General features: G+C 42.7%; 15 protein-coding genes. 10 read left to right on the forward strand and 5 right to left on the reverse strand.

Annotation, left to right across the window (positions count from 1 at the left end; genetic code table 11):
* Positions 1-45: 45 nt before the first annotated feature.
* The 3 genes from DDT91_RS17115 to DDT91_RS17125 form a co-directional block, all read right to left on the reverse strand.
* A complete protein-coding gene (locus DDT91_RS17115; protein WP_187177416.1) occupies positions 46-1,908 on the reverse strand; it encodes a fasciclin domain-containing protein in 1,863 nt (620 codons plus the stop codon).
* A gap of 128 nt (positions 1,909-2,036) precedes the next feature.
* On the reverse strand, positions 2,037-3,467 hold the full coding sequence (pyk, locus tag DDT91_RS17120) for a pyruvate kinase (RefSeq protein WP_187177417.1): 1,431 nt from the start codon (positions 3,465-3,467) through the stop codon (positions 2,037-2,039).
* Positions 3,468-3,474: 7 nt separating this feature from the next.
* Positions 3,475-3,903, reverse strand: a complete 429-nt coding sequence (locus DDT91_RS17125) for an IPExxxVDY family protein (RefSeq protein WP_187177418.1) — start codon at positions 3,901-3,903, stop codon at positions 3,475-3,477.
* Between the two features lie 152 nt (positions 3,904-4,055).
* Here DDT91_RS17125 and DDT91_RS17130 point away from each other — a divergent pair, with 152 nt between their 5' ends.
* The 5 genes from DDT91_RS17130 to DDT91_RS17150 are packed head-to-tail and all read left to right on the forward strand — an operon-like array spanning position 4,056 to position 9,290.
* Positions 4,056-4,292: an acyl carrier protein gene (locus DDT91_RS17130; protein WP_026950184.1), complete on the forward strand. Its 237-nt coding sequence runs from the start codon at positions 4,056-4,058 to the stop codon at positions 4,290-4,292.
* 19 nt (positions 4,293-4,311) lie between these two features.
* Positions 4,312-5,562, forward strand: a complete 1,251-nt coding sequence (gene fabF, locus DDT91_RS17135) for a beta-ketoacyl-ACP synthase II (protein WP_187177419.1) — start codon at positions 4,312-4,314, stop codon at positions 5,560-5,562.
* 5 nt (positions 5,563-5,567) lie between these two features.
* Positions 5,568-6,308 (forward strand): ribonuclease III, encoded by a 741-nt coding sequence (rnc, locus tag DDT91_RS17140; RefSeq protein WP_370539335.1) that lies wholly within the window; start codon positions 5,568-5,570, stop codon positions 6,306-6,308.
* A 29-nt stretch (positions 6,309-6,337) separates the two neighbouring features.
* Entirely contained in the window at positions 6,338-8,176 is a 1,839-nt protein-coding gene (gene nadE / locus DDT91_RS17145; RefSeq protein ID WP_187177420.1) for an NAD(+) synthase, read from the forward strand.
* Between the two features lie 10 nt (positions 8,177-8,186).
* The gene (locus DDT91_RS17150) at positions 8,187-9,290 is read left to right on the forward strand and encodes a prolipoprotein diacylglyceryl transferase (RefSeq protein ID WP_187177421.1); all 1,104 of its coding nucleotides are present in this window, start codon (positions 8,187-8,189) and stop codon (positions 9,288-9,290) included.
* On the opposite strand, the gene yidD is transcribed toward DDT91_RS17150, so the two are convergent.
* Complete coding sequence (gene yidD / locus DDT91_RS17155; protein ID WP_187177422.1) at positions 9,287-9,511, reverse strand: membrane protein insertion efficiency factor YidD; 225 nt, start codon at positions 9,509-9,511, stop codon at positions 9,287-9,289. The genes DDT91_RS17150 and yidD overlap by 4 nt on opposite strands.
* A gap of 113 nt (positions 9,512-9,624) precedes the next feature.
* Here yidD and DDT91_RS17160 point away from each other — a divergent pair, with 113 nt between their 5' ends.
* From DDT91_RS17160 to DDT91_RS17175, 4 genes are all read left to right on the forward strand, one after another.
* A complete protein-coding gene (locus DDT91_RS17160; protein WP_255502169.1) occupies positions 9,625-11,019 on the forward strand; it encodes a BamA/TamA family outer membrane protein in 1,395 nt (464 codons plus the stop codon).
* Between the two features lie 60 nt (positions 11,020-11,079).
* Positions 11,080-11,892, forward strand: a complete 813-nt coding sequence (locus DDT91_RS17165) for a hypothetical protein (RefSeq protein ID WP_187177424.1) — start codon at positions 11,080-11,082, stop codon at positions 11,890-11,892.
* An 85-nt stretch (positions 11,893-11,977) separates the two neighbouring features.
* Positions 11,978-13,987, forward strand: coding sequence for a helix-hairpin-helix domain-containing protein (locus DDT91_RS17170; RefSeq protein ID WP_255502170.1), 2,010 nt, complete (start codon positions 11,978-11,980; stop codon positions 13,985-13,987).
* A 148-nt stretch (positions 13,988-14,135) separates the two neighbouring features.
* Positions 14,136-16,472 carry a zinc-dependent metalloprotease gene (locus DDT91_RS17175; RefSeq protein ID WP_255502171.1) on the forward strand — a complete coding sequence of 779 codons (2,337 nt, stop codon included), beginning with the start codon at positions 14,136-14,138 and terminating at the stop codon, positions 16,470-16,472.
* Positions 16,473-16,501: 29 nt separating this feature from the next.
* Here DDT91_RS17175 and DDT91_RS17180 read toward each other — a convergent pair whose 3' ends face one another.
* The gene (locus tag DDT91_RS17180) at positions 16,502-17,152 is read right to left on the reverse strand and encodes a hypothetical protein (RefSeq protein WP_187177427.1); all 651 of its coding nucleotides are present in this window, start codon (positions 17,150-17,152) and stop codon (positions 16,502-16,504) included.
* A gap of 372 nt (positions 17,153-17,524) precedes the next feature.
* On the opposite strand from DDT91_RS17180, the gene DDT91_RS17185 reads away from it, so the two are divergent.
* Positions 17,525-19,558, forward strand: a complete 2,034-nt coding sequence (locus DDT91_RS17185) for a M3 family metallopeptidase (RefSeq protein WP_187177428.1) — start codon at positions 17,525-17,527, stop codon at positions 19,556-19,558.
* The last annotated feature ends 51 nt before the right edge of the window (positions 19,559-19,609 follow it).

The following is a 19,609-nucleotide window of genomic DNA, read 5'->3' on the forward strand; positions in this document are numbered from 1 at the left end:
AAAATCTGTCCCTTGTATTACTTGTGGTAGTTGGAATTTAAATTATTACAAGGTTGGCAACAGCACCCCGTCGATCACATGCACGACCCCATTTTCGATAGCCACATCAGCAGCTACTACATTGAAAGTATTGCCTGCTTTGTCTTTAACAGTCACATTATTGCCAGTTCGGGTTACTGTCAACATTTCACCAGCCAGCGTTGGAACCTCCTGTGAACCAGATGCCAAATTGAACGAGAATGCAGTAGCCGGAACCACATGGAAACCAAGCACTTTAGTCACAGCCTCAGCCCCCAGCGTGTTGATTAATTCTTGGAGAGAATTCAAATTCAACGCCTGAAGAAGGTTGGTGAATGCCTGGTTGGTCGGAGCAAATACAGTCATGGATTGCTGACTCAAAAGGGCGTTGCCCAAACCTGCCGCGTTAACTGCCTGCAACAGAACTGTTAGGTTGGCAGCCTGTGCCGCTTCCACTACATTTGGAAGGTCAATAGTAGGTAAAAGTACCCTATCGATTACATGGACTACCCCGTTGGAAATAGCCACGTCAGCGGTCACCACATTGGCGGTATTTCCTAAGGCATCTCTTACAGTTACTCCATTAGCCGTGCGTGTCACGGTCAACTGCTGTCCAGCTAGCGTGGTAAAGGTATTGGTCGGCTGAAGTTCAAATGAGAAAGCGGCAGCTGGCACCACATGGAAGCCTAAAACTCGCTGAAGATTGGCAACTCCTCCGATTTTAGCTACTAACTGATTAAGGTTGGCAGCACCGTAAGCCTGCAATGCAGCAGTAAAGGCGGCATTAGTAGGAGCAAAAACAGTCATTTGAGGAGTATTAAGAAGAGCATTTCCAAGACCAGCTGCTGTCACCGCATCCAGCAGAGTGGTCAATCCCGCTGACTGAGCAGCCTGAACCACAGTTGGAAGTCCCAAATTTGGAAGCATCATGCCATTGATCACATGTACCACTCCATTGGCGATTTCAATATCAGCAGCTACCACTTGAGCCGTTCTACCCAACTGATCTTTTACAGTGACAGTTGTACCTGATTTTTCTACAGTAATGCTCTGCCCTGACAAGGTCTGGAAAGTATTGGAAGCGGAAAGAGAAGATGAAAGTGCTCTAGCAGGGACAACATGGAATCCTAGCACCTTTTCCAAATTAGCCGGTCCTCCGATTTTAGTAACCAATTCATTGAGATCACGAGCTCTAAACACCTGCAAGGCTGCAGCAAAGGCCTCGTTTGTAGGAGCGAATACAGTGATGTTTGGTGCGGAAAGAAGCGCATTAGGCAAACCTGGCACCGCTGTCACAGCTGTAAGTAAGGTAGTAAGGCCAGCCTGAGTTGCTGCTTCCACCAAATTAGGCTTAGGCAACTCAATTGAAGGAAGAAGAACCCTATCAATTACATGCACCACGCCATTCTCAATTTGTACGTCAGCCTGGATCACACGGGCCACATTTCCAGCCGCATCGGTCACAGTCACTACGCCCGGAGAAGAATTAACTCTCAACTGCTGACCTGCGAGTGTGGTAAAAATATTCGTCTCATTGAGGTTTCTTGAAAAAGCCACCGCAGGAACCACATGAAACCCAAGTACCGTCTGCAAATTTTGAGCACCTCCGATTTTGGCAACCAAATCGTTGAGGTCGGTTGCTCTGAAAGCAGTAAGGGCATTGGCAAAAGCGTCGTTGGTCGGAGCAAAAACAGTGATGGCACCTTGATCCTGCAAGGTAGCCTCAAGACCTGGAATAGCTCTTACCGCAGAAACCAACGTCGTCAGACCAGCCTCATTGGCTGCCTCAATCAGCGTAGGATAAGGGATTGGACCCTGGTAGTCCTCGCTACAGGAAAGGACCGTAAAAAACAACGACCCCATCAATAAGAATTTGAACAATTTTGTCATAGTTAAATTGGATTAGTATATCGCATTAACTATGGGATTATTGACTGGATTTGAAGTGAACCATCAACTGTCAAAAAAAAAGGATGAATCGTGAGATTCATCCTTTAAACCGTCAAGAAAATAGACGACTAGCTTACCACATGTACCTTTAGCATGTTGGTTTTGCCTTTTTCTTTCAATGGCATACTGGCGGTATTGATGATGACATCTCCTGTAATCACATGGCCATCATTTTTAAGTGTATTTTCTATATCCTCAAAGGTCTTATCGGTGGATACTTGGCTCTCGTAGTAGTAGGCCCTCACTCCCCAAACCAGAGACATTTGAGTGAGTAATTTTTGATTTCTGGTGAAGACAAAAATATTGGCCAAAGGACGGTGAGAAGCCAACCTGAATCCAGTAAATCCGGAAGAAGTGATTCCCACTATAGCTTTTGCTCTGACATTTCTTGAAAGACGGGAAGCCATCAAAATGAGATTATTGCTCAAAAAGGTCACATCATCTTCAGGAATCTTGTAGAGGTTGTGATAGATCTCCGCATTCTGCTCCAAATAGGTAATGATGCTGGTCATGGCTTTGACTGCATTGATCGGATATTTTCCAGATGCCGTTTCTGCAGAAAGCATTACGGCATCAGCGCCGTCCAATACCGCATTTGCCACATCATTGGTCTCTGCGCGGGTAGGTCTTGGATTCTGGATCATGCTTTCCATCATCTGGGTGGCAATGATGACAGGCTTGCACGCCATCTTGCATTTTTCCACCATTTTCTTCTGCCACAGGGGAACGATTTCCATAGGAACTTCTACTCCCAAATCACCTCGAGCTACCATGATGGCGTCTGTAGCTTCAATGATAGAATCGATGTTTTCAAGGGCCTCGGGCTTTTCGATCTTTGCGACAATTTTGCAATGCTTGCCAGAAGCTTTGATTCGATTTCTCAGGTCATGAATATCCTCTGCAGATCTTACGAAAGACAAAGCAATCCAATCCACGTCCTGTTCCAAACCGAAATGGAGATCCTCGATATCTTTTTCTGTCAACGAAGGGGCAGATACCTTGGTATTAGGCAAGTTGATTCCTTTTCTTGATTTCAAAATGCCACCGTGAATGACAGTACAGTTCACATTTTTGCCATCTGTATCATTGACTACTACCTCGAGGTTGCCATCGTCGATCAGAATATGCTCACCAGGCTGAACATCCTGAGGGAGGTTTTTATAAACCGTACTCACTAATGAAGGGGTGCCTACTACAGGATCATTGGTAATGGTGATTTTTTCTCCGGGCTTTATCTCTACCCCGTTATTTTCCACTTCACCGACACGGATTTTTGGACCTTGAAGATCCTGCAGAATACCCAAATGGCAATTCAGTTCTTTATTGACCTGGCGGATGATGGAAATGACTTCTTGGTGAACTTCATGACTTCCATGAGAAAAATTCAAACGAAACACATTTGCACCAGCCAAAGCCAGGCTCTTGATCATTTCGTAGTTATTTGAGGCAGGGCCTATGGTAGCCAGGATTTTGGTTTTCTTAAAGGGTAAATGGCTCATCGGGTTTTTAATAAGATAATAGGTTTTCTTTTGATTTTAATTTTGAAACGTCAATACGCACCACACTTTGAATATGGGCATTATTGGAGAGGTGATTCACAAATGTAGGAATACTGAGTTGTTCTGTAAGATCTTTCACTAAAAGGAAATAATCCATATTTCGCAATTCAGGAATCAAATATGCCAATTGCTGAGAAGAATTTAGCGCTTTATTTTTAAGAAGCTGAATGTATCCGTACGGTAAAGAAAGGAAATATTGGGAAATTTCCAGTCGCGAACTGGATATAAACTCAATTTCCAAATCCTCCACTCTAACCAACTCCAGATCCAGGTCACGGTTAATCAACCAGGCCATTTTATAGTCCTTAACAGGGGAAACAAGCCCCAAAAGCTCAAAATCGAAGGTGGGTTCTACAAATAATTTGGCCTTCTTCATCGGGGAAGAAACATGATCAAAACAAAGTTAGAAATTAAAACGGAGGCTTACGAACAGACCAATTAAACAAAAATTTACTTCTGCCTTTTCTTTGCCAATTAGGCATTAAATATATTTCTTTGCGGAGTGTTATTAACTAAACTGATCACAAAATGTCTGAAATTGCACAAAAAGTAAAGGCCATCATTGTAGACAAACTTGGCGTAGAAGAGTCTGAAGTGACTATGGAAGCAAGCTTCACCAATGATCTTGGTGCCGACTCTCTGGACACTGTGGAATTGATCATGGAATTCGAAAAAGAATTCAACATTTCTATTCCAGATGACCAAGCAGAACAAATCGGTACTGTAGGCCAAGCCATCACTTACCTGGAGGCTAACGTAAAATAAAACCACCTAAATTCATTATATGAATTTAAAAAGAGTTGTTGTAACGGGTATAGGTGCCCTCACACCAATAGGAAACACCAAAGATGAATTCTGGAAGGGATTAGCTGCTGGTGTGAGTGGCGCTGCGCCTATCACTCGTTTCGACGCTTCACTTTTCAAAACCCAATTTGCTTGCGAAGTAAAAAACTTTGATGTCGAGCAATTTATCGACAAAAAAGAAGCAAGGAAAATGGATGCATTCACCCAGTATGCCATGGTCACAGCTGATGAGGCCATTGCAGATTCTGGGTTAGATTTGGAAGCCATAGACAAATCCCGTGCAGGGGTGATCTGGGGTTCGGGGATTGGAGGACTTCGCACCTTCCAAGAAGAAGTCACCGAATTTGCAAAAGGCGACGGAACCCCAAGATTCAATCCATTCTTCATTCCAAAAATGATCGCAGATATCTCTGCCGGATTCATCTCTATTAAGTACGGATTTCGAGGACCCAATTTCGTCACTGTTTCTGCTTGCGCATCTGCAACAAACGCACTAATAGACGCCTTCAACTACATTCGTCTGGGTAAGGCAGATCTGTTTATCAGCGGTGGTTCAGAGGCAGCTGTAACTGAGGCGGGAATTGGAGGATTCAATGCAATGAAAGCATTGTCACAAAGAAATGATTCACCCGAAACTGCATCAAGACCATTTGATAAAGATCGGGATGGGTTTGTTTTGGGAGAAGGAGCCGGAGCTTTGATTCTGGAAGAATTGGAACATGCTAAGGCTAGAGGAGCCAAAATCTATGCTGAATTAGTAGGTGGAGGTATGACTGCAGACGCCAATCATATCACAGCACCTCACCCAGAAGGTCTTGGAGCCAGCAGTGTCATGCAAATTGCTCTCGAAGATGCCGGACTCAAACCGGAAGATATTGATTACATCAATGTACATGGTACTTCAACTCCACTTGGTGATGTAAGCGAAACCAAAGCAATTCAAAAGATTTTTGGGGATCATGCTTACAAGCTGAATATCAGCAGTACCAAGTCTATGACCGGTCATTTGCTCGGAGCCGCAGGGGCAATTGAAGCCATTGCATGTATTCTGGCGATGAACAATAGTCTGGTTCCCCCTACCATCAATCACTTCACGGATGATGAGGCGTTTGACCCGGGGCTTAATTTGACGTTTAACAAAGCGCAAGCGAGAGAAATTAACTATGCGCTGAGCAATACCTTTGGATTTGGTGGACATAACTGTTCTGTCATTTTCAAAAAATACAACTGATCCGAGTGAAACTCCTTCAAAGATTAGGACTCCACACTCTTTTCTTTAGCTCAAAAGACAAAAGGCTTGCTACCTCGATCAAAATGATCACAGGTCGCAAGCCTTTAAATTTATCCCTTTATAGACTTGCCCTTACTCCTGCAGGACTCGGGGAAGAAACCCAAAAGGGATTCCGAATCTCCAATGAGCGACTGGAGTTTTTAGGAGATGCAGTCTTGGGCGCCGTAATCGCAGAGCATCTTTTCAAAAAATACCCGTACAGAGATGAGGGATTCCTTACCGAGACCCGCTCCAAATTAGTCAACCGAGAAACCTTAAACGACATTGGGATAAAAATCGGGCTTAAGAAAACCCTAGAGCTTGTCATCGACAGCCGACAGTTTACAGGAAATAAATCCCTTTATGGCGATATTCTCGAGGCTTTCTTGGGAGCAGTTTATTTGGACAGAGGATATCATTTTTCCAAAAAGCTAATCCTTCAGCGGATTCTTATCCATATGGATCTGGAGGGAATGATCTCTACTGTCTCCAATTACAAAAGCAAAATTATTGAGTGGTCTCAAAAAGAAAGTAAACAGGTAGAATACAAGGTCATTCAAATCCACGGCAACCAAAGGTATAAAGAGTTTGTTGTCGAATTGGTGATCAATGGAGATTCGATTGCCCAAGGCAAAGGGGCTACTAAAAAGAAGGCCGAACAAGAAGCATCCAAAAATGCCTGCGAAATACTCCATATAGCCATCTAGAAAATTTCTTTTGCTACAATATCATCAATATGGCTGCCATCAAAATAGCAGGAGCTACTCTTAACCAAACCCCATTAGATTGGACAGGTAACCTGGATCGAATCATTCAAGCGATCCAACAGGCAAAAGCTGAGGAAGTTGAAATTTTATGCTTTCCCGAGCTGGCCATTACAGGATATGGTGCGGAGGATCTTTTTCTTAGCTACTGGTTTCCTCAAAAGGCTTTAAGTCAGTTGGAAAAGTTGCTACCCCATTGCAATGGAATCACAGTGGCCGTTGGACTACCGGTAAGAATTGAAGGAAAGGTTTACAATACCATGGCTCTAATCGAAAATGAAGAGCTTAAAGGATTTGTAGCCAAGCAATTCATGGCCATTGATGGGGTTCATTATGAATTTCGTTGGTTCACCCCATGGACTGCAAACGAGATCATTTCGTTCCATTTCCTGGACAAGGAATACCCATTCGGAGATTTGACTTTTTACCATAAGGGCATTCACTTTGGATTTGAAATCTGTGAAGATGCCTGGAGAGGTAAAGACAGACCAGGGTATAGACTTTGTGAACGAAAAGTCGATCTTATCTTCAACCCCAGTGCTTCACATTTTGCGATGAAGAAAACACTGGAAAGAAAAGAACTCATCGAACAGAGCTCCCTTCTTTTTGACTGCTACTATTGCTATGTCAATCTTTTGGGAAATGAAGCCGGAAGAATGATTTTTGACGGTGAAATTTTAATTGCCAAAGACGGTCAGCTGCTTTCCAGAAATCAATTATTGTCTTTTCAGGATTTTCAGGTTTTTTCATTTTTCCTGGAAAACAAACCACAATCCATCGCGCCAATTAAGTCCAAGGAATGGGAATTTGTCCAAGCATCTGCCTTGGGCCTATATGATTATTTAAGAAAAAGCAAAAGCAAAGGATTTGTGCTATCGCTCTCAGGCGGAGCAGATTCTTGCACCATTGCAGTCTTAGTAGCTGAAATGGTACGCAGGGGTATAGAAGAATTGGGATTGCAAAAATTCGTGGAAAAATCGGGAATTGAGCTGACGTATTATTCTGAAAATCCCGAAAAAGAATTGGTAGGACAGTTATTGACTACCGCTTATCAAGGTACACGAAACTCTTCTTCCGATACCTTTCATTCGGCACAAACCCTTGCGCAGAGCCTTGGAGCCAAGTTTTACTCTTGGACTATTGACGAAGAAGTAGACTCCTATACCCAAAAGATCGAGAAGGCCATTGGCCGCAAATTATCTTGGGAAAATGATGATCTAACTCTTCAAAATATTCAAGCCAGGTCAAGATCTCCTATCATCTGGATGTTGGCTAATCTAAACAATGCCTTGTTGCTCTGTACCTCCAATCGAAGCGAAGGAGATGTAGGCTATGCTACCATGGATGGGGATACTAGCGGCAGCATCTCCCCTATTGCAGCTGTAGACAAGCATTTCATTCTGAATTGGCTCCTTTGGGCAGAAAAAAACCTGGATAGACCCGGACTTGCTGTGGTCAATTCACTCACTCCAACCGCTGAGTTGAGACCAATTGAGCGAACCCAGACCGATGAAAAAGACCTGATGCCCTATTCGGTTATCGTAGAAATCGAACGGCTTGCAGTCAGAGATCGAAGGTCTCCTATGGATGTTTTTCATCTTCTTCGGGAAGAACTTGAATTGGAAGAGGAAACTTTGAAGGAGTATATTAAAAAATTCTTCCGACTTTGGTCAAGGAATCAATGGAAAAGAGAGCGGTTTGCTCCATCTTTTCATTTGGATGAATTCAATATTGACCCTAAAACTTGGTATCGATTCCCAATTCTATCGGGAGGATTCCAAGATGAACTAGAACAATTAGATCAAATCTAATCCAAATTTTATGCTTTCATTCTTTCTTAGCTACATCGTTTGGGATCCAAGTCCTGCAGTATTTGGGGGATTTGAACGACTGAGGTGGTACAGTCTTCTTTTTGCGTTGGGATTTATCATATCCCAGCAATTCATGGTTTACTTTTTCAGGAAAGAGGGTCAGGACGAAAGACTCGTGGACAAGCTCACCATCTACATGGTTTTGGCAACGATTCTAGGTGCGAGATTAGGCCATGTTCTTTTTTATGAACCGGAAAAGTATCTAAGCAATCCGATTGATATTCTGAAAGTTTGGGAAGGAGGACTAGCCTCGCATGGTGCAGCCATTGCGATTTTATTTGCTCTTTGGCTGTACTCCAAAAGAACCCCTGGACAAAGTTACCTTTGGGTAGTTGACCGAATTGTGATCGTAACAGCCATGACGGGTGCGATGATTCGAGTGGGGAATCTGATGAATTCGGAGATTGGGGGCAAGGACACCGGTACTGATTCAGGAATAGTTTATGCCCGAGATGCAGAAGAAATCCTTCAATCCCTTAAAGTCCCGATTGAATCCATTGAAGCGTATAAACCGGTAGACCGAGATAGTGAACTTCAGGGAAATGGAATCGTTCCTGTCAATTTTGATCTGGTGATTTCAAAAGGAAATTTCTCCAAAGAAGATCTCAGCGGTATCCTTGCCCAGGATATCAAATACGCCTTGACTAGGTTTAGTTCTTCCAAAGAATACCTTGCCGAACCAGTAGAAACTCCCGTGAATTTTGAAATTCAAGAAAAACCTGGAAATTATTTGGTGACTGTCAAGACCTTTGGTAGAGCAAAATACCCTACTCAAATCTATGAAGCAGCCTCTTATTTTGTGATTTTCTTGGTCCTACTTGGCCTGTGGTCCAAGTTCAAATCCAGACTTCCAGAGGGTCTTCTATTGGGATTATTCTTAATCTCAGTCTTTGGTATGCGCTTCGTTTGGGAGTTCTTTAAAGAGGTTCAGGTAGACTTTGAACAGTCTATGCAATTCAACATGGGACAACTGTTGAGTATTCCTTTGGTAGTAATTGGAGTAGTGCTGGTAGCAAGGGCTTTGAAAAACGGAATTAAGCCCGAAAAAAGTTAAGGAACTGGATCATGGCCATGTCCTCCCCATGGATGGCAGCGACCGATTCTCTTAAACCCAAGTAAACCTCCCTTTAAAACCCCGTGCTTGATGATAGCCTCCTTCATGTACTGACTGCAGGTAGGAGTGTATCGGCAACTTGCAGGAAATAAAGGAGAAATGACGTATTGATAGACCAAGACCGGAAATATGGCTATCTTTCTCAGGTAGGTTTTAAACATTTATAGTACCCTTTTAGTCAGGTATGCATGGATTGAACCAAAAATACTCAAATAGAATTCCATTGGATTCAATTTTGCCACACCTCCGCCTAATTCTAGTAGGATTTTTAATCTTGAACACCTTCCTATTACAGGCTCAGGATACCAGCTATCAACCTGTAAATCCTCCCACTCCTGAAAGGGTAAAGGTCAACAATATCTATATTATCGGTAATGAAAAAACCCAAAAGAACATCATTTTGAGGGAATTGGATTTCATTACAGATTACTATTACGACTGGGAAACCTTCATGGGTATCATCAAAGCGGATGAACAAAAGATATATAACCTCAGGCTGTTTAATGAAGTAAGCATTACTCCCTTGGTTACCGGTCCGGAAGAGGTTGAGATTCTGATTTCTGTAAAAGAACGCTGGTATGTCTTACCGGCTGTCATTTTTCAATTGGCTGACCGAAACTTTGCAGAATGGTGGACCAATCAGGGGAGAGACTGGTCACGTGTCAATTATGGTTTGAGAATCAATCATTCCAATGTGGGAGGCAGGAATGAAAAATTTAGGTTCTCCGGCCAATTAGGATTTACCAAAGGCTTGGACATCTTGTATTCGAAGCCTTATATAGACAAAAACCAAAAACACGGATTGTCATTCCAGTTGACTTATGCCGACCAAAAAACCATTCCCATCAAGTCAGAATTCAATCGTCAGGTCTTTTATACCAATGAAAGGGAAGAAGTATTGAGAAAAAACTTCGCCACAGCTATTCGATATACCTACCGAAGAACCTTTTACAATTTTCATCAAATAAGCTTTGGATACAATAGGACCTGGATTAACCCTGAGGTATTGGAAGTAAATCCCAATTACTTTCAACATGAAGGAAATAACCTTCGGTATTTGTTTTTCCAATATTCCTTCCGGCATGATAAAAGAGATAATGTAGCCTATGCGACCGATGGGGAACTTCTCCAAATCACCGGCACCAGATATGGTTTATTTTTTAATGATGAAATAAATGAAGTGGAACTAAATCTAATTGCAAATAAATACTTCCCAATTAGTGACCGATTCCATTTTGCCGCGGGATTGACCGGTGTCTGGTTTTTGAGCCCTCAGCAACCCTATGCACTGGTAAGAGGCATTGGGTACCAGCCCAATTTCATCAGAGGTTATGAACTGAACGTAATCGAAGGCCAACAGCTTTATGTTCAGAAAAACAGCCTTAGAATGAAACTACTAGATGTCACATTGGATATCTCTAGATATTTGGAATCCGATCAGTTTAATCAGTTGCCTTTCAAAATTTACTTAAGCGGGAATTTTGACCACGGAAGTGTCACAGACCGAAACAAGATTCCCGAAAACGCCAGGCTTTCTAACAAATACCTCTTTGGATATGGGCCAGGAATAGACATCATCGGATTTTATGACGTGGTCCTGAGATTTGAATATTCCATGAATAATCAGGGGGAAGGCAACTTCTTCTTCAACTTCCGAGCACCTTTTTAAAAAAACTTTTTCAATCATTTGATTTTTAGTTAAATTGATTCAAGAATTTTTCTGAATCAAATGAAGCTGACTCTTTTTTTATGCTTCTGGGTTTCGGTTCTTTTTTCTGCATTTTCTCAGACCGATCCTCAATCTCAAGCCCATGGCGCCAGGAGCCAAGGAATGGGTAATTTGAAACTTTTTGTAGATGATTCATGGACTGTTTTCAACAATGTGGGTGCATTGGATCGATTGGAACAGTCAGAAATCAGTGTGAGCGTTGACCAGAGGTTTGGCCTGAAAGAATTAAGCACGCTTTCATTCAGCGGTGCTTTGAAAAATGAGTTTGCAACGATTGGTTTGGGAATTTCCAGGTTCGGAGGAGATCTTTTCAACCAACAGATTTTCGGGATCGGAGTCTCCAATACCTTGGGAATTGTGAGCTTGGGAGCAAAAATTGATTGGTTTCAAACACAGATTGAGGGATTTGGATCGGGTCACTCCCTGGTTTTCTCCCTTGGTGGAATAGCAGAATTAAGTCCCGTATTTTTTCTTGGAGCCCATATTTCCAACCTCACCCAATCCAAAGTCAGTAAACATTCAGAGCAACGTCTTCCAACCCTGGTTCAGTTGGGTTTGAGCTATTTTCCTTCTGAGCCGCTTAGAATTCATTCCGAACTGGAAAAAGACGTGGACCTGCCACCAGTTTTCAAATTGGGTCTTGAATACAGATTAGCAGAGTGGATTCTATTGAGAACAGGAATCAATAGTAATCCATCCAGAGTAAGTTTTGGCCTGGGAATAAGAAAAGATCTATTTGGATTGGACTACGCCTACGGACAAAATTCAGCTCTGGGAAGAACTCATCATTTTTCTTTATCACTAAAGTTATAATTAAATGAGGCTGTGTTTTTTTTCAACTTTCTTTATTCTAAGCTTGGGACTTTTTGCTCAAAACCCTCCAAAGCCGAATATCGATATGGAATCTTTTATCGAAAGGCTATTTCCTGTTCAGGAAGAGGATATCGATTATGAAGCAATTTATGAAGTACTTTTTCAGCTTTACCAAAACCCCATAGATGTCAACAAGGCAGATTCGGAAATCTTACAAGCCTCTTATCTTCTATCTCCCTTGCAGATTTCCAATCTGCTGGAATACCGGAAAATTAACGGGGATTTCATCTCACTCTACGAGCTTCAGGCTATACCCGAATTTGACCTGCTGACAATAGAAAATTTACTTCCGTTTGTGACAATTGGAGGAAATGGAAGCCGTACCAAGCCTTTTTTCCAGCGTCTGAAAGAAGAAGAAAATGCCTATTTGCTCTTCCGGCACCGAAGAACCTGGGAAACAAGGCGAGGATTTACTCCTGCAGATACCAGCAGAAATGGCACTTTAAGTACCCGATACCTAGGAGATCCAAATGATTTTTATCTGAGATTTAGAATTCAAAGACCAAGAGATTTCAGTATTGGAATGACATTGGAAAAAGATCCAGGAGAACAATTTTCCTGGGATGGAAAAACGGCCCGATATGGTTTTAATTTTCTTTCCTTTCATATCACCAGGTACTTTGTCGGAAAATGGAGAACGATCGCCTTGGGAGATTTTCAGGCAAGTTTTGGACAGGGACTCGTTTTCGGAGCAGGTTACACCTTGGGAAAAGGAGCGGAAACCGTGCCCACTGTCAGAAGAAGCAGTTTTGGGATACTTCCGTATACTGCAGCATTGGAATTTGGATATTTTAGAGGAGTAGGACTTACCCGCCAAATCAAAAATTGGCAGACGACTTTCATTCTTTCCAACGCTCCCAGAGATGGAAGGATTTCCCTTACCCTGGATTCCCTTGAAAACACTGTAGAAACGATCAGTAGTCTCACCCAAACTGGCCTACACAGGACACCAAGCGAGCTTTCCACAAAAAATCAAATCAGAGAAGTAAACTTAGGCGGTAATCTTCAATTCAATCATCCTTCCGGAAGATGGATGGGAGGTGCCAATGTATTACATACCCAATTCAACAGGCCTTGGATAAGAGATCCACGGATTTATAACCAGTTTGAATTCTCAGGTCAAACCAATCAAGTTGGAAGTCTTTATTTTAATTACTATTGGAAGAATTTTTCGCTATTTGGGGAATCCGCCATTTCCAAGAGCAAGGGAACAGGAACAGTCATTGGTTTAGTAAGCAGCCTCGGCAAAACCATAGATTTTTCTCTTTTATGGAGAAACTATGATCGTGATTTTCATAGTTTTTACTCATCCGGTTTTGCAGAAAATACCAGACCAATCAACGAACGTGGTCTCTATATGGGAATCCAGGTGATGCCAACCAAAGTATGGAGAATCAATGCCTACTACGATTCGTTTCGTTTTCCTTGGATTAAATATCGGGTTTACTCTCCATCCCGAGGGTATGAATGGTTAGGAAGAATAAGCTATCAACCCCGCAGAAACCTTTTGGCTTTTTTACAAATAAGAAATGAAAAAAAGGACCGAAATCTACCCAATACCGGTGAGCCTAGCCTCCCCTATCTCGTTTCCCCAATTTATAAAATCAATTCAACCCTAAGTCTTGAAACCCAATTGACCAGGAACCTCTTTCTCAGGTCCAGAGTCCTTTGGAGTCAGGTGGAAATTGAACAGAATAAAACCTACGGATTGATGGTTTTGCAAGATGTCCAGTTTGGAAAAAACAAATGGAGAATTACCGGAAGAGCGGCTTTGTTTGATGCAGAAACCTATGATAATCGGCTTTATTCCTTTGAAAACAATGTGCTATGGACGTTCTCGGTACCCGCGTATTCCGGAAGAGGTATTCGACACTATCTCCTCGGACAATACCAGTTCAATCAAAAATTGACCGCCTATTTTCGTTTTGCAAGAACTACATACACAGATAGAGAAGTGATCAGTTCGGGTCTTCAGACCATCGAAGGCCCCCGTCAGACAGACACCGCATTTATGCTTCGTTACTTTCTTCAGTGAATTTTCCATTAATGGTGAACTAGTACCTGCGCTTTTTGATAATTTGTAGAAAAAAGAAAACCACCTTATGCAACGCAAAACATTGATGTGGGGACTCACAATCTGCTTGTTATTAATCGGCAGGGTTCAAGCCCAAGACTTTTCCAAAATGAACCGACAGGAAGGCTTTGTCCCTTTCTTCTTGGACGAGGAAAAAGGAAAAATTTATCTTGAAATCCCATTCTTGGACCAAGAACTACTTTATGTCAACTCTTTGACAGCAGGTGTAGGTTCAAATGACATCGGGCTTGATCGAGGGCAGCTTGGAGACACTCGTGTGGTGGAGTTTAGAAAAACTGGCAACAAAATCCTGATGGTCCATAAAAACTATGACTATCGGGCCTATACCGACAATCCCTATGAAGCCAAATCCATCCGGGACGCTTTTGCTGAATCAGCCCTATGGGGGTTTGAAATTGCAAAAACGGAAGGAGGAAAAATATACGTGGATGGGACCAACTTCTTCCTCCAGGACGCACATGGAGTGGGCGAAACCCTTAGCAGATCGCGTCAAGGAACCTATCGAGTGGATGCAAGCCGCTCAGGTCTCTACTACCCTACCACCAAAAACTTTCCGAAGAACACAGAAATTGAGGCTACTATTACTCTGACAGGTACAGGCGCAGGAGCTTATCTCCGCTCGGTCACTCCTACACCTGAGGCAGTCACAGTACGGATGAGGCACTCGTTCATTGAGTTGCCAGACTTATATGCCAAAAGAGAATTTGACCCAAGAGCAGGCTACTTCTTTATCAGCTACCAAGATTACACCACTCCGATCGATGAACCTTTGGTCAAAAGATTTATTTCAAGACATCGATTGGAGAAAATAGATCCAAATGCTCCAGTTTCTGAGGTCAAAGAACCTATCATTTACTACCTCGATAGAGGAACACCAGAGCCGGTAGCGTCTGCCTTGATCGAAGGAGGCAACTGGTGGGCTCAGGCATTTGAAGCGGCAGGATTCAAAAACGCCTTCCGGGTAGAACTTGCCCCTGAAGGAATGGATTTGATGGATGTTCGCTACAATGTCATCCAATGGGTACACCGCTCCACCCGTGGCTGGTCCTATGGATCCAGCGTCAGAGACCCAAGAACTGGAGAAATTCTCAAAGGACACGTGTCTCTTGGCTCACTTCGGGTCCGGCAGGATTATTTGATCGCTCAAGGATTGTTACAGCCCTTTGAGGAGGGTAAACCGGCAGATCCTCGAATGATGGAAATGGCATTAACCCGATTGAAGCAACTTTCTGCTCATGAAATAGGACACACAATCGGTCTAGCTCACAGCTATGCTACCTCTGCAAGCGGCCGTTCTTCTGTAATGGATTACCCACATCCGGTCATTACCCAAGATGAAAAGGGCAACTTAGACTTCAGCAATGCCTATGATCTTAAAATCGGTGAATGGGACAAATGGGCTATTACTTATGGATATGGGACTCCCAAACCAGGCCAATCTGAAGAAGAATTTTTGGAAAAAACATTGAAGGATACGTACTCCGCTGGATTTGAATTCATCACCGATTCAGATTCCCGAAATCCCAGTGGCGTCCATCCCAGATCCCATCTTTGGGATAATGGAGAATCTGCATCTGAAGAGCTGATGAGATTACTTAAGCTTAGGGAAAACCGAATGAAAACCTTTGGACTAAATGCCATCAAAACAGGCGAACCACAGGCAATTTTGGAGGAAGTTTTCGTCCCGCTTTATCTCATGCACCGCTACCAACTGGAGGCAACCAGCAAATTGATCGGTGGGGTGGACTATACTTATAAAATCAAGGGAGATAATCAGTCAGAGCAGAAATGGATACCGGCAAAAGATCAAAATGATGCGCTGAATGCATTATTGACGACCATTTCGCCTGCCAACTTAGAAGTTCCTGCACATATTCTGGCTCTGATTCCACCTCGTCCCTACGGATTTAACAGAAACAGAGAAACCTTCCCAGCCCGTACAGGACCGGTCTTTGATCCGATTGCCCCTGCTGAAAATGTGGTGGATGCTACTTTTACATTTCTGTTTGAGTCAGGAAGGGTCAATAGGATTTATCTCCAAAACTTACAAGACAATTCCCTGCCCAGCTTGGAAAATATCCTATCCAAAGTCAGTGCTCAAGTGTTTTCCAATACAGTTCCCGGCGGATTGCAAAGTGAAATCAAGCTAATGACAGAGGCAAAATATGTGGACTATTTGATCAGCCTTTCCAAAAATGCAAACGCATCCCAAACCGTGAGGGCAATCATCAGAAAACAACTGGGTCAACTAGGCAAATCACCCTTGGGCAACTCCTCCGTGCTTCAGGCACACAGAGAATTCCTGAATCAAAAAATAACCGCCTACCTTCAGCTGCCAGAGGAACTTACACCTCAGCAAACCCTGAATATTCCGGATGGTGCACCTATTGGAATGGAAGAGATGAGTTGTGACTTTGATTTTTAAAATTTAACCGGGTGATAAGCCCGGTTTTTTCATTTACTCTTTGCCTTTTGAGTTCCCCAATAGGCCTGGCTTTTTAATTCAGGAACAAGCGCTAGGTATTTTTCTTTTGATCCATCTAGTTGTTCTTCGACAGCTGCCGAATTACCCAATATTCCACCAACTAAGGCCCCAATGCCAGTAAAAACAAGTGTTTTTAAAATTACTATTCCGGCATCTTTAGGTTCATCTTCGACCATAGTATAGGTAGAAGGGCCGGTGCAAATAAAGAGCAAACAAATCCCTTGACTGCTTTGCTGGTAGGTAACCGGTTCAGGATCTTTTGTAGTCGTCAATCCTACCGCCAAACCTGAAGCCAAACCCAATGCCGCACCTGTCCACATTCCTTTTTTAATGGCAGCTCGGGGAGTTGTTTTCAACTCCTTTATTTCAGAATAATGAAGCTTTAAGGTTTCAATATTCTCCAGATAATGATGTCGGTTTTTATATTCCAAATTGGCAAACTCAAGGGTATCTTCTGAAACCTTCCAAAGCAACCCTTTTCCTAAAACCGCTCCGTTGGTGAGGGATATCCAAATCAAGGATCCGTTTTTATTGTAGCGAACAGGCTCACTCTTTTCCTGACCATAGGAATGAACTGTGAAAAGGATTAACATCAAAAATGGGATAAGATAAACTTTCATCTTTTTATAGTTTGATTTTTAGCAAACGGGCTTAATGCATTTATTAATTCATTTTCAGGGATTTGACTTTTTAAAAACCCTTTCTTCCCCTGAACCGACCAAAATCCACCTCTTTTGATTCAGTGGATTCCGATTTGACTTGACCACCGAATCCAAACTTGTGATTCTTCATATATCTTCTTTTTAGAAAGCTACATACTACAAGTAGTAAGCCTTTGACGATAAATCCTTATCCGTAAATTGATTATGGCAAGAATTGCCAATCTGGGGAATCAAGTGGTTAAAAATTGCAATTCCTACAACTCAAGGGTCAAGCTCATCGGAACAAAGTGGTAAATTCGTGCACTTACAAAATTGAATTCCCAAAAAAGAATGACCAATCCTTTACTTTCCGATTTTACTACGCCGTTTGAAACTGCCCCTTTTCACTTGATCAAAAACGAACATTTTCTACCTGCTGTAAAGGAAGCTATTGCTCTGGCTAAAGGTGAAATTGAAACTATAAAGACTCATCCGCTTCCCTCTTTTGAAAATACGATCGAAGCCTTGGATCGTAGCGGAAAGCGTTTGGGTGTCATTACAGCCATATTCTTCAACCTCAATTCGGCAGAGACGAATGAGGAAATCCAAAAGTTGGCACGAGAGATTTCACCTCTTCTTACAGAACATTCCAATGACATCCTCTTGGATCAGGAGTTGTTCCAAAGGGTTTCTCAGGTTTTTTCCCAAAAAGAAAGTTTGAATCTACGTGCGGAGCAAGTTACCCTGCTGGAAAAAACCTATAAGTCATTTGTTCGAAATGGAGCAAAACTTGACTCCTCTGAGGCAGAAACTCTTCGCAAAATAGATCAGGAATTGGCTCAGCTGAGCCTTAGATTCGGTGAGCACGTCCTTGCTGAGACCAACCGGTTTGTCCACTTTATCTCCGATGAAAAGGAACTGGAAGGTTTACCGGAGGGAATTAAAGAAGCTGCGGCTCAGCTTGCCGAAGAGAAAGGGCAATCCGGAAAGTGGGCGTTTTCCCTGGATTATCCCTCCTATATTCCTGCAATGACTTATGCCAAAAACCGGGAATTGAGAAAAACCCTGTTTATGGCCTTCAATACCAAATCTGCTAAAGGAGATGAATTGGACAATCAGGAGATTATCCGACAAATCCTCACCCTCAGAAATCAGCGTGCAAAACTTTTAGGATTTTCCAGCCATGCAGATTTTGTCCTGGAAGAGCGAATGGCCAAAAATCCCAAAACCGTGCTGGATTTTTTGGAGTCTCTTCTAGAAAAAGCCAAACCCAAAGCCATCCAAGAAGTACAGGAAGTGGCAGATTATGCACAAAAGCTGGACAGATTGGCCTCACTTGAAAAATGGGATTTCGCCTATTATTCAGAACTCCTCAAAAAAGAAAGGTACGCTCTGGATGATGAGCTCCTTCGGCCCTACTTCCAGCTTGAACATGTGATCCAAGGTGTATTTGACACCTCATCTAAACTTTATGGATTGAACTTCCAGCCCAATCCTGAAATCCCTGTTTATCATCCTGAGGTAACCGCTTATGAAGTAAGGGATAGGGATGGAAAATTTGTTTCGGTCTTTTATGCAGACTTTTTCCCAAGACCGGGCAAAAGAAATGGGGCATGGATGACCTCATTCCGAGGACAATACCACGAAAATGGTCAGGATCACCGTCCCCATATTTCTATCGTTTGCAATTTCACTAAACCCACCAAATCCAAGCCTAGCTTATTGACTTTCAACGAAGTCACTACACTTTTTCATGAATTTGGGCATGCATTGCATGGGATGCTTGCCAAAGGGACTTATGAAAGCCTCTCTGGCACCAGCGTATATTGGGATTTTGTAGAGCTACCATCTCAGATTTTCGAAAATTGGTGTTATGAAAAGGATTGCCTCGACCTTTTTGCAAAGCACTATCAAACCGGCGAGCCCATTCCTGCAGAGTTGATTGAAAGAATCAAAAATGCGGCAAATTTCCAGCAAGGGTATATGACGGTGAGGCAGATTAGCTTTGGGCTGTTGGACATGGCCTACCACAGTAATGATCCGAGTAATATCACCGATATCAAAGAATTTGAATCCGAGGTGATGAAGAAGACTGATTTGCTTCCAAAGGTACCCGGAACCATGGTCAGTACCAGTTTCTCCCACATATTTCAGGGTGGTTATTCTTCCGGCTATTATAGCTATAAATGGGCCGAAGTACTGGATGCGGATGCATTCGAATTATTTCAAGAAAAAGGGGTTTTTGATCCTGAGACAGCGTCTTCTTTCGAAAAAAACATCCTGTCCGCAGGGGGAAGTGAACACCCTTCCGTCCTTTACAAAAGATTCAGAGGCAGAGATCCTAAACCGGATGCGCTCCTAAAACGAAGCGGTCTCTTGGCTTAATCATTTGATTATCATTTTGGAAAGGTTATCTTTTAATACACATAGTGATTC

Origin of the sequence: Algoriphagus sp. AK58 (assembly GCF_014324365.1) — a bacterium.
In the GTDB taxonomy this organism is placed as follows: domain Bacteria; phylum Bacteroidota; class Bacteroidia; order Cytophagales; family Cyclobacteriaceae; genus Algoriphagus.